General features: G+C 30.4%; 9 protein-coding genes. 1 reads left to right on the top strand and 8 read right to left on the bottom strand.

The window, feature by feature from the left end; all coding sequences use genetic code 11:
- Positions 1 to 7: 7 nt before the first annotated feature.
- From ubiA to metK, 6 genes are all read right to left on the bottom strand, one after another.
- Entirely contained in the window at positions 8 to 856 is an 849-nt protein-coding gene (gene ubiA, locus AB162_RS00090; protein WP_420021816.1) for a 4-hydroxybenzoate octaprenyltransferase, read from the bottom strand.
- A gap of 89 nt (positions 857 to 945) precedes the next feature.
- A complete protein-coding gene (gene ubiB / locus AB162_RS00085; protein ID WP_053096421.1) occupies positions 946 to 2580 on the bottom strand; it encodes a ubiquinone biosynthesis regulatory protein kinase UbiB in 1635 nt (544 codons plus the stop codon).
- Between the two features lie 3 nt (positions 2581 to 2583).
- On the bottom strand, positions 2584 to 3162 hold the full coding sequence (locus AB162_RS00080; protein ID WP_260080572.1) for a ubiquinone biosynthesis accessory factor UbiJ: 579 nt from the start codon (positions 3160 to 3162) through the stop codon (positions 2584 to 2586).
- Positions 3163 to 3194: 32 nt separating this feature from the next.
- A complete protein-coding gene (gene ubiE, locus AB162_RS00075; RefSeq protein WP_053096418.1) occupies positions 3195 to 3953 on the bottom strand; it encodes a bifunctional demethylmenaquinone methyltransferase/2-methoxy-6-polyprenyl-1,4-benzoquinol methylase UbiE in 759 nt (252 codons plus the stop codon).
- Positions 3954 to 4074: 121 nt separating this feature from the next.
- A complete protein-coding gene (gene rmuC, locus AB162_RS00070; protein ID WP_053096416.1) occupies positions 4075 to 5493 on the bottom strand; it encodes a DNA recombination protein RmuC in 1419 nt (472 codons plus the stop codon).
- A gap of 724 nt (positions 5494 to 6217) precedes the next feature.
- A complete protein-coding gene (gene metK, locus AB162_RS00065; RefSeq protein WP_053096414.1) occupies positions 6218 to 7372 on the bottom strand; it encodes a methionine adenosyltransferase in 1155 nt (384 codons plus the stop codon).
- Between the two features lie 502 nt (positions 7373 to 7874).
- Here metK and pckA point away from each other — a divergent pair.
- Positions 7875 to 9494, top strand: coding sequence for a phosphoenolpyruvate carboxykinase (ATP) (gene pckA, locus AB162_RS00060; RefSeq protein WP_053096413.1), 1620 nt, complete (start codon positions 7875 to 7877; stop codon positions 9492 to 9494).
- Positions 9495 to 9575: 81 nt separating this feature from the next.
- Here pckA and pgi read toward each other — a convergent pair whose 3' ends face one another.
- Entirely contained in the window at positions 9576 to 11243 is a 1668-nt protein-coding gene (pgi, locus tag AB162_RS00055; protein WP_053096411.1) for a glucose-6-phosphate isomerase, read from the bottom strand.
- 186 nt (positions 11244 to 11429) lie between these two features.
- Positions 11430 to 12767 (bottom strand): ribosome biogenesis GTPase Der, encoded by a 1338-nt coding sequence (gene der / locus AB162_RS00050; protein WP_053096409.1) that lies wholly within the window; start codon positions 12765 to 12767, stop codon positions 11430 to 11432.
- Positions 12768 to 12849: the final 82 nt, after the last annotated feature.

Raw genomic sequence — 12849 nt, 5'->3', positions numbered from 1 at the left:
TACAAAACTATGAATAACTTAGAAAAATTCCGATAAATATCAACATACCGACGTAATTATTATTCAAAAATGCTTTAAAACAAGCCTTACGATTACGGAAAAAAATCAGTTTTTGCTGCCATATGAAAAGTATTACTACCCCAAGTAGGGTAGTATAGAAAATAAATCCTAACGCCATTAACCAACCAATTATTACTAATAATAATAGCATAATTATTTGTAATATTCCGATAATAATACGATCTAAACGACCAAATAAAATAGCTGTAGATTTTATACCAATGCATACATCATCATCTCTATCTACCATAGCATATTGAGTATCATAAGCTATAGTCCATGTTAGATTAGCCATAAACAACAGCCAACAGCATGCAGGTAAGCAATGACATACTGATGCGAAAACCATTGGAATAGACCAACTAAATGCAGTAGCAAGTACTAATTGTGGGATACTGATATAGCGTTTCATTAATGGATAAATACATGCTAATGTAAGTGCAACTATAGATAATGCAATAGTCATTGCATTCAATATTAATACTAAAGCAAAGGAAATCATAACTAATACAACGAAAACAATTTTTACTTCTATTTCTTTAATAAGACCGCTAGGTAGCGGTCTGCCGTTTGTGCGTTTTACATAACTATCTATATTACGATCTAAAAAATCATTAATAACACAACCAGCTGATCGCATCAAAAAGACCCCGATAATAAAAATTATTAGATACTTTTTACTAGGTAAACCATTACTTGCTAACCATAGTGCCCATAGTGTTGGCCATAATAATAATAGTGAGCCAATAGGCTGCTGTATACGCATTAACTGAAACACCACCTGCCATTTTTTTATTTTTGATTAAATTGCATGATTAATAGTACTAACTTGTTTGTTACAATAATTAAATTAATTTAATATAAAAATATTAATATGCATCATTACTATGATTGGAGGAGCTTCCAGCTTAAAACACAACCTATTATTCCTGATACAACTAGTAATATAGGTACTACTTCTGCGTAATGATCATATAAAAGTACAAAAATACCAATAAACAATAATATAGCGCTCAATATTAAATAAGCCTTACTATGTCTAATACGCTGTTCTCGTAATTCAAATACAATTAAGTTTAAGCTTTTTTTTAACATATTATGATTCTTAACGCCTTCATACAATAGTTCAGGTAATTCTGGTAGTTTCTCTGCCCAATAAGGTGCTCTATACTTAATAGCACTGAATAAAGCATATAAACCAATTTGATCTTTTATCCAGTCTTCTAAAAAAGGTTTAGCAGTTTTCCATAAGTCTAGTTGTGGATAAAGTTGACGTCCAACTCCTTCAATATAAAATAAAGTTTTTTGTAAAAGTACTAATTGTGGCTGTACTTCCATATTAAAACGTTTTGCAGTATTGAATAAATTAAGCAATACGTGACCAAATGATATTTCTGATAATGGTTTTTCGAACATTAGCTCACAAACAACACGTAGAGAAAACTCAAAATCTTCCACATTAGTATCAGGTGGTACCCAACCTGAATCTATATGTAATTCAGCAACTTTACGGTAATCTCGGTTAAAAAAAGCAATAAAATTTTCTGCTAAATAGCGTTGATCTTTTTTATTCAAAGAACCAACAATACCACAGTCAATACCGATATACTTTGGATTATCTGGATGTTCATAACTAACAAAAATATTACCAGGATGCATATCTCCGTGAAAAAAACTATCACGAAAAACTTGTGTAAAAAATACTTGTACCCCTCTTTCTGCTAATAGTTTCATATTAGTACCTTGCTTTTTTAAAGCAACTACGTCATTAACTGGGATACCATAAATACGTTCCATTACCATAATTTTTTCACTACAATAATCAGGATATACTTCTGGAATATATAACATTGGACTATCAGCAAAGTTACGCCGTAACTGAATAGAATTAGCTGCTTCTCGTAATAAATTTAGTTCATCTAATAATTTTTTTTCGTACTCTAGTACAACTTCAATAGGACGAAAACGTCTACTTGCTGGTAGTAAGCGCGTTAACCATATTGCTAATCTGGACATCAAACGCATATCTGCTTTAATTATTGTCATAATATCTGGACGAATTACTTTTATTACTACATTTTTACCATTTTTTTTTAATATCGCGGTATGAACTTGAGCGATAGATGCAGAAGCAAGTGGCTCTTGTTCAAATTGGTAAAAAAAATGTTCTACAGGTTGTCCCATGTAATGTTCTATATGCTGTCGTGCTAATTCGCCATCAAATGGCTGTACCCTATCTTGTAACATAGTTAGCTGATCTACTATTGATTGCATAAATAAATCACGACGGGTAGATAACATTTGACCTAACTTAATCCATACTGGTCCTAATTCTTGTAAAGCTAGGCGTAGTCGTTCACCAATTGTTAAATCTTTATTAAGATTTGGTATCCAGAACATCAATTTTAATACTAACCTTAATGGTAAAGTGAACCTTGTTACTGGTATTAGCTCATCTAGTCCATAGTTAAGCATGACTCTGATAATTAAATAAAAACGTTGGATGTCTCCTAAAATCATAGGCTAAATCCTATTTTCTAGCTTGGTAATATAAGTTAATAATTGTTCTGCTACCAGATGAACTTCATGAATTTCTTGATAAAAAGAAGCTAATTCTTGCATTGATGGTGCTATGTGCCACTCATCAGTAATAGCAATCATTATTCTTGCTCTTAAAAAATTTAATTGATTAGTAAGATTAGATGTAATAAGTCTTAATATACTTGTAATAAATTCTGCTGCTATATCACCTAAAAACAACGATAAAATTTCTGCTATATCCCATTCTATAATTTGTATTAATGATATTAATTGTTTGATAATTTCATCATCGCCTTCTTTAATTAACTGCATTAGGTATTTACTATCTGATAAAGTAAGCAATGTACTTAAATTAGTATTAATTGTGCAGTCTACTAAATCATGCCAATAATTAAGAACATCTATATTTTTTTCACTAAATACTAAAATAATAGGTTGATTAAACTCAGCTAATTCAATTTTTAATACTTTACTTTTAAGACTAATATACTTATCAGCAAAATTTTTCTGATTTTTTAAAAATATCAGTAAGTGCTGAAGCAATATTTCTAACACAGACATGATAAATGTCATTAATAGCATGTTATTTTTTTTTAAAATTTATAACCCCGGTGTAGTGCAACAATACCACCAGTAATATTAAAATATTCAGCGCTTTCGAAACCAGAATTAAGCATCATAGCTTTTAAAGTGTCTTGGTCAGGATGCATACGAATAGATTCTACTAAATATCGATAGCTACTCTCATCGTTAGTGACTAACTTACCTATTTTAGGTAAAATATAAAAAGAATAGAAATCGTAAAATTTTTTCAAAGGTATAAATAGTGGCCTAGAAAATTCTAGTATTATTAGGCATCCACCTGGTTTTAGTACTCTGTACATAGATTGAAGGGCCTGCTCTTTATCAGTAATATTACGTAATCCAAAAGATATAATGATGCGGTCGAATATATCATTAGGGAACGGCAATACTTCAGCATTGGCTTGTATATAGATTATATTGTTAATATAACCATTATTACGTAATTTTTCTCTTGCAATTTTTAGCATAGAATCATTTATATCAGCTAATACAACTATCCCATTTTCTCCTACTAAGCGAGAAAACTTATCTGTCATATCACCAGTACCACCTGCTATATTTAATACTTTTTGTCTACGCCGTACACAGCTAAATTGTATAGTTAATCTTTTCCAGAGACGGTGAATACCAAAAGACATTAAGTCATTCATAAGGTCATAGTTTGCGGCTACAGAGTTAAATACATTTGCTACCATTAACTCTTTATGTTTTTTAGATACGAGACGAAAACCAAAATGTGTTTTATTATACTTATTTTCGTCTATCATATTAGTAGTAATTCGATTATAGGAAATAACTTATAATAACTTATTAGTATATTGTAACATATATGCGGTCAAATAAAAATGGTAGATAGATAGCTACTATCTTATATTAGTTATTAGTTAGTTAATCTGATAATACACTATCATCTGTTTCAGTAGTTAAATTAAGATGGTTATCTAGTATACTATTTGGTATTTGTGAAATAGGGCGCTGAATTTCTACTCCTAGTTTACGAAATAATTCAGCTTGACTAATCATATTGCCACGTCCGTAAGCTAATTTTTTTATAGCTAGCCGGTAGCTAACTTGTGCTTTATCTAAACTTTGCCCTATAGTATTCATATCATCGACAAATAACCGAAATTTATCATATAGTCGCGTAGCACGATCAGCAATATGCTGTGCATTACTACTTTGATGCTCATAACGCCATAAATTTGTTATAGTGCGTAGTGCTACCAATAATGTAGTTGGACTAACTAGCATAATATTATGCGATAGAGCTTCGCTAATTAGCTCAGGATGTTTATTAATAGCAACAATAAATGCAGGTTCAACAGGTATAAACATTAAAACATAATCTAGTGATCTTAAACCAAGTAATCTTTGATAATCTTTTTTCCCTAGTTTTTTCATATGAGTTCTTAGTGAATTAATATGATCAATAAGTGCTGATTTACGATCTACTTCATTATCGCTATTGAAATAGCGTTCATAGGCTACTAAAGACATTTTAGCATCAATAATTACATCTTTATCTTGCGGTAATCGTACTATTACATCAGGTTGTAATCTTTTTTCATCAATATGCTGAAGACTTACCTGAGTATGAAATTCGTGTCCTTCGCGTAGACCAGAAGCTTCTAGAACCTTACTAAGAACTATTTCTCCCCAATTTCCCTGTATCTTATTATCTCCTTTCAGAGCTTTAGTTAGATTAACAGTTTCTTTAGTCATATTTATATGAAGTTTATGTAAATTACTAATTTCATTTGTTAATGAATGAAGTTCACGAGCCTCATTACTAAAGCTATCTTGCATTTGTCTTCTGAAAGAATCTAATTCTTCTCTCAATGGAATCATAATCTGATCAATACTTTGCCGGTTTTTTTCAAAAGAATTTACAAATAGATACGGCTTTTCTTCTGCTCTTGACTTAGTTTTTTCTAAACTAAGAGTGACTTCAAGTAGTTCAGTATTTAGACTAATATTTTTTTCTTGCTGAACACGTAATTCCTGGCTTAGTTTGGAACATTCTTGGCGAAAAGGTTCTAAAAAGCTTAGGCGTTCTTCAGCGGTAGCGAGTTTGCTATATAATTCTTGTAAAGAACGTTCACTATGGCACAATTTTTGCTCAAGCTGTTGACGAGTACTTAGCTCATGCGCCTGTTGTTTATGAGTTATTTGTAATGTTTGTAATAGTCTAGCCCATTCAACCTGATGTTCTAAGTGTTGTTTTTGATATATTATACTAGCTATTAACCAACCAATCAATACACCTAGTAGAGCACTACTTACGCTATAAAATATAATTAAATTCATAATTTAATTTTATCTCAGCATTGACGTGACTTTTAGGCATAATGAAATAAATAATAAAAAAAAAACAATCAATTTGTTATTATGTTATTATTTTGATGTTTATAAAAATAATAATACTTAATACTGTCAGTGTTTTTTGTTATATATTAACATTAATTAGCATAAATTATGCTATAAAAACATCAATAAAAATATTAAATAATTTTATTTATTTAATTATTTTTTTGCAATATTGACCTGCAGCATTGCTGATATTTAATGACGCTATACGTTTTTATGTCCCAAGATAAGTTTTTAACTAATTTTAATAAATTAATTGTACTATTTTATTTCAACAATTCAGTGCTACTAGCTAGGTATATTAGTATAAGAGATATTCTATACGCTAGGTCCAATAATGATTGGAAGAATTTTATTAAATTTTTGGTTATTTATATCTGAACGCGCTGTTTAATAAGTATGCATAATGCTTATAAAAAAAAATTTTCATATAATAAAATAATCAGCTTTTCAAGATAATTATTATCTTATCTAAATTAGGATAAATTAAATATATTTATAATACCACTATTTGGTAATTTAATTAGCGGAAATTACTACAACAAGATTTTATATATATAATATAAAAAATATTTTATAGATAATAAGTAACCACTTGTTACTGAAAAAGTATATATATATGCTGCTGTACGTTATGTTATTATAGTTAACAATATAATAATGACTATGCAGCACCTGCTGCATCACGTAATAGCATAGCTTTATCAGTATTTTCCCAAGTAAAATGCTCTCTACCAAAGTGACCATACACTGCAGTTTTTCTGTAAATAGGTTGTAGTAAGTTAAGCATGGTAATTAAGCTATAAGGACGCAGATCAAAAAATTCATTAACTAAATTTGTTAATTTATCAGAAGGTATCGTTTCAGTACCAAAGGTTTCAATAGTAATAGAAGTAGGTTCTGCTACTCCAATTGCGTAAGATACCTGAATTTCACATTTTGCTGCTAGTCCTGCAGCAACAATATTTTTGGCTACGTAACGTGCTGCATAAGCTGCAGAACGATCTACTTTCGATGGATCTTTCCCGGAAAAGGCCCCTCCCCCGTGCCGTGCCATACCACCATAAGTATCAACTATAATTTTTCTACCAGTTAGACCACAATCCCCCATGGGACCACCAATAACAAAACGACCAGTTGGGTTAATCAAAAATTTGGTTTGTGCAGAAATCCACTCGGCTGGTAGTACTGGTTTTATTATTTCTTCCATTACTGCTTCTTGTAGATTTGTTAAAGAAATATTTTCTAAGTGTTGTGTGGAAAGTACTACTGTATCGATACCAACTACTTTACCTTTATCATAAGCAAAGGTAACTTGACTTTTAGCATCAGGCTGTAACCAAGGTAGTATGCCTTCTTTACGTACTTTAGATTGACGTTCTACAAGACGATGAGCGTAGATAATTGGCGCTGGCATTAAAACATCTGTTTCATTGGTGGCGTACCCAAACATTAGTCCCTGATCGCCAGCACCCTGTTCTAGTGGATCTATACTATCAACCCCCTGGTTGATATCTGGGGATTGTTTACTAATCAAACTAAAAACTGCACAGGAGTTAGCATAGAATGCCATATCTGAATTAGTATAACCAATTTCCCTAATAGTATTACGGGTTAGTTCTTCGATATCAATCCAAGCACTAGTAGTTATTTCACCACCAACTAATACCATCCCAGTTTTCACATAAGTTTCACAAGCAACGCGTGCTTTGCTATCTTGTGCTAAGATAGCATCTAATACAGCGTCAGAAATCTGGTCAGCTATTTTATCAGGATGTCCTTCTGAAACAGATTCAGATGTAAATAAGTGTTTAGCCATTATTTATTGCCTTGGGATAATAGTAATATAATTAATTATTGTTTAGCAATAGCACTATGTATTTATTACCTACCTAGTAATTTTATATTTAATAGGTATTCACTTTGATATAGCTATTGATTATTTTAGGCTAGGTTTGAGATGTAAACATTTTACTTAGCTAATATAATAATTATTTATAATTCAATATAAATTACACTGATATTAAGTTGATAAAAAATAAATTTCATTATTAGCAGTTTTTATAATTTATTATTAATATAATAAATTACTAAGTTTAGTATAGTTAAATTAACTCATAAGATATACGACTGCTATGAATAAATTATACATTAAATTATTAAAAAGTAAATTTTAGCTATATTATAGGCAATCTATAATTTATAGATAAAATTACTCTAGGTAGTGTTAGATAACATAACCATATAAATATTAATTTAATTTGATATAATAAAAATTATATAATGATAATTACTGAATTTTGTTTCATTTCCATAATTTTATGAAAAGTAAAAATATAATTTTCCAACAGTTAAAATACTATGGAATAACTAACTGCTATGAACTAATCTATAATCCTAGTTTTGAGCAGTTATTTTATGAAGAGACAAACAATACTCTAACTGGTTTAGAGCGTGGTACTGTTACTACATCAGGCGCAATAGCTGTAAATACTGGAATTTTTACTGGAAGATCCCCGTTTGATAAGTATATAGTGCGTGATAATAATACAAGTGATAAAATTTGGTGGTCAGATAAAGGTATCAATGATAATCACCCTATTAGTCAGGATATATGGGAACATCTAAAAATATTAGTAAGTCAGCAATTAAGTAATAAGCGTTTATTTATTATTGATGCTTTTTGCGGTACTAAGAAAAATAGTAGATTACGAGTACGTTTTGTTACTGAAGTTGCTTGGCAAGCACATTTTGTAAAAAATATGTTTATTAGTCCAAATGAATTAGAACTAAATGTTTTTGAACCTGACTTTATAGTACTCAATGGCGCTAAATGTACCAACTATAAATGGCGCGAACAAAATATGTATTCAGAAAATTTTATTGCTTTTTCTTTGACAGAAGGTATGCAGCTCATTGGTGGGACTTGGTATGGAGGGGAAATTAAAAAAGGATTATTCTCTGTAATGAACTATATCCTCCCACTTAAAGGCATAGCATCAATGCATTGTTCTGCTAATATAGGAATACAAAACCAAGATGTAGCACTTTTCTTCGGATTATCCGGTACAGGAAAAACTACTTTATCACATGATCCTAATAGATATCTGATTGGCGATGATGAACATGGTTGGGACGATGATGGGATTTTTAATTTAGAAGGTGGCTGTTACGCTAAAACTATTAACCTAAATGCAAAATCAGAGCCAGCAATTTTCCAAGCTATTCGCCGTAATGCACTACTAGAAAATGTAGTTGTACGTACTGATGGTTCAGTAGATTATCAAGATAATAGTAAAACTGATAATGCAAGAGTATCTTACCCAATTTCTCATGTTAATCACATAGTTCTACCATCATATAATTTTGGCCATGCTTCTACAATAATTTTTTTAACAGCTGATGCTTTCGGCGTTTTACCACCTGTTTCCATTTTAAATATAGAGCAAGCACAGTATTATTTTTTGTCTGGTTTTACAGCAAAATTATCTGGTACTGAGCTTGGTGTAATAAATCCTATTCCAACATTTTCTGCTTGTTTTAGCGCAGCTTTTTTATTATTACATCCTACTGTATATACTGAATTATTAGCTAATAAAATGTATTCTACTGGCGCTTGCGCCTACTTAGTAAATACTGGATGGAATGGTAGCGGCAATAGAATTACTCTTAACGATACAAGAACAATTATTAATTCAATATTAAGTAGAGAAATTAGTGATGCGCCAGTAATGAACTTACCTATATTTAATCTCGCTATGCCTACTAGACTATTTGGGATTGATAATTATATTCTTGATCCGCGTAATACCTATTTAAATCAGGCAGAATGGCAGAAAAAAGCTATTTATTTAGCTAAACTTTTTATTATTAATTTTAATAAGCTAACTAATAATAAATCTAGATGGCAATCATTAGATAACTTTGGCCCAAAAATTTAAAAATATAATTAATCATAACTTATTACTACTAGTAAGTTAGTTTGCCATAAATTATCTGCTTATCATAGCACTACTAATTTATCATTTTATATTGGATTGCCAATATTTATAGCAGTTAATTAACCCATTAGTAGAACTATCATGAGATGTAACTTTATTCTTGTGATATAATTCAGCTAAAATAATATTAGCAAATTCTTTGCCTAATTCTACACCCCATTGGTCAAATGTATAAATATTCAGTATTGCACCCTGCGTAAAAATTTTATGTTCATATAAAGCAATTAATGCTCCAAGACTATAAGGATTAATTTCTTTTAATAAAATAGAGTTAGTTGGTCTATTACCTTCAAATACCTTAAATGGCATAATATTATTTGTTTGTTCTAAATTATTACTCACTGCAGCAGCACTAGATTCTTCTTCAAATAATTTATTACTTGATTTACCAAAAGCTAACGCTTCAGTCTGTGCGAAAAAATGAGCTAGTAATTTAGCGTGATGATTTCCTATAGGATTATGACTTATTGCTGGCGCAATAAAATCGCAGGGAATCATTTTAGTCCCTTGGTGAAGTAACTGATAAAAAGAATGTTGGCCATTAGTACCAGGTTCTCCCCAAATTATTGGGCCAGTTTGATAGTTTATCATATTACCATTACGATCTACAGATTTTCCATTTGATTCCATATTACCCTGCTGGAAATAAGCAGCAAAACGATGCATATATTGATCATATGGCAATATGGCTTCTGTTTCTGCACAAAAAAAATTATTATACCATATCCCTATCATAGCTAGTACTACTGGTAAATTATTTTCTAGCTTAGTATTCCTAAAGTGATTATCCATAGCATGCGCGCCACTAAGCAGCTGCTCAAAATTTTTGAACCCTATTGATAATGCAATGGATAAACCTATGGCAGACCATAAAGAATAACGTCCACCTACCCAATCCCATAATGTAAATATATTATTAATATCGATACCAAATTTTTTTACATTATTAATGTTTACCGATAAAGCAACAAAATGCTGTTTAATATACTGCTCATTAACTGCAGTAGTTAAGAACCAATTACGTGCACTATTTGCATTAGTCATAGTTTCTTGAGTAAGAAAACTTTTTGACGCTACTAAAAATAAAGTAGTGGCTGGATCTAAATATTTTACTGTTTCGGCAAAATTTGTACCATCTACATTAGATATAAAATGCATATTGATATGATTTTTATAAAATTTTAGTGCTTCAGTGACCATATATGGACCTAGATAAGAACCACCAATACCAATATTCACTACATCAGTAATAGGTTTACCAGTATATCCTTTCCATTCCCCGCTAATTACCTGAAAACAAAATTTTTTCATTTTATCTAATACAGCGTTTACTTCTAGCATAACATCTTTACCATCTAACATAATGATGTTATTACTGCGATTACGTAAAGCAATGTGTAATACTGCACTATTTTCAGTACGATTAATTTTCTCTCCACTAAACATAGAAGCTATTGCACTATGTATATTACATTCTTTAGCTAAGGCAATTAATAAATTTAATGTTTTGGTCGTAATACGGTTTTTAGAGTAATCTACTAGTATAGTATTATCGAATATAGCTGAAAAATTAGCAAAACGTTGGGGATCTCGTGCAAATAGATCTTTAATCTTTACTTCTTTCATACTATTAAAATGTTGTTGTAAGTATTTCCAGGCATTAGTCTTAATAGGATTAATATTATCCATTAAAATATCTCTTATAGGTAAATAAATAATGATCATCTCTACTCATAGAGTAGTACATTTTATGTAAAATATTATAACTAAATATATACTACTTTATTAAGTCATAACTTAATAAAGTAGTTGCTCACTGATTACTATCAGTGCGCTAGCTAATAGATAACTTACTACTTATATTATTATCTTAGCTTACTCATGGAACTTAATACGAATAGGTGTCCCACTAATTTTTAGTGCACGACGAAAATAATTAATCAGATAGCGTTCATATGAATTAGGCAAATGTTTTAATTTATGACCATGAATAACCACAATAGGCGGGTTATATCCCCCATAGTGAGCATACTTAGGTTTAACCCTATGCCCAAGTACCAGTGGTGGTGGATGTTCATTTACTGCTAAACGCATAATTCTAGTTAATTTTGCAGTACTAATTCGCTGAGTTGAACAGCGATAGGCTTCATTAACTGAAGTAAAAATATTAGTAATGTTATGATTATACAGCGCAGAGATAAAATGTTTTCTAGCAAAATCAATAAAAACTAAGCGTTGATCTAATATTTTTTTGACATTATCTCTTTCTTCGTAAGAAAGACTATCCCATTTATTAATAGCAATAACAAGCGATCTACCACTATTAATAATAAATCCTAGTAGCGATAAGTCTTGATCAGTAATACCTTTATTAGCATCTATAACTAATAAGACTACGTGAGCGTATTCTATAGCTTGCAGAGTTTTTATAACAGAATATTTTTCTATAGTATCTATAACTTTACTACGCTTACGTAATCCAGCAGTATCAATAATAATATATTCAAGTTCTGCACGAGTCATAGGAATATAGATACTATCACGTGTAGTACCTGGCATATGACACACTACTACACGTTCTTCGCCAAGAATACGATTAGTTAGTGTTGATTTCCCAACATTAGGACTACCGACAATAGCCAGCTTAATTGGTAGTAATTGTGAATAATCTTTATTTTTATTTATTAATTTTATATTATTTGATATATTAAATATATTTTTTTTTATTAATGGTAATATAGCTGCTTTGAGTAAAATATTAATACCACGTCCATATGATGCAGCAATAGGAAAAATTTTACCCATATTTAGTGAAGAAAAATCTACTATAGCTTTGATAGCATCAATTCCATCTATCTTATTAGCAACAAGAAATATATTTTTTTTTATTTTACGTAGATGCATAGCTATACTTAGATCATCTGATATTAATCCTATTTGAGCATCTACAATGAATAGTACGATATCGGCTTCTTCGATAGCTACTAGTGATTGCTGATTAATATTGCTAGCTAATTTGTCTTTATTAGAACCTATCCCACCGGTATCTATTACTATAAATTCGTAATTTTTCCATTTTGCATGACCATACTTTCTGTCACGTGTTATACCTGAATAATTATCAACTATAGCATCACGGGTATGCGTTAATCGATTAAATAAAGTAGATTTACCTACATTTGGGTGTCCTACTAAAGCAATAATTGGTATCATAATTATATCCATTACTATGACTACTATATTGAGTCATACTTAATTAACTATAACTACTGACAAAAACTAAATTAATAGTTAG

It is taken from the genome of Candidatus Palibaumannia cicadellinicola (genome assembly GCF_001269425.1).
GTDB classification, from domain to species: Bacteria; Pseudomonadota; Gammaproteobacteria; order Enterobacterales; family Enterobacteriaceae; genus Baumannia; species Baumannia cicadellinicola_A.
Note: the sequence above shows the minus strand (reverse complement) of the source record. Positions and strands in the feature narration are given on the sequence as shown.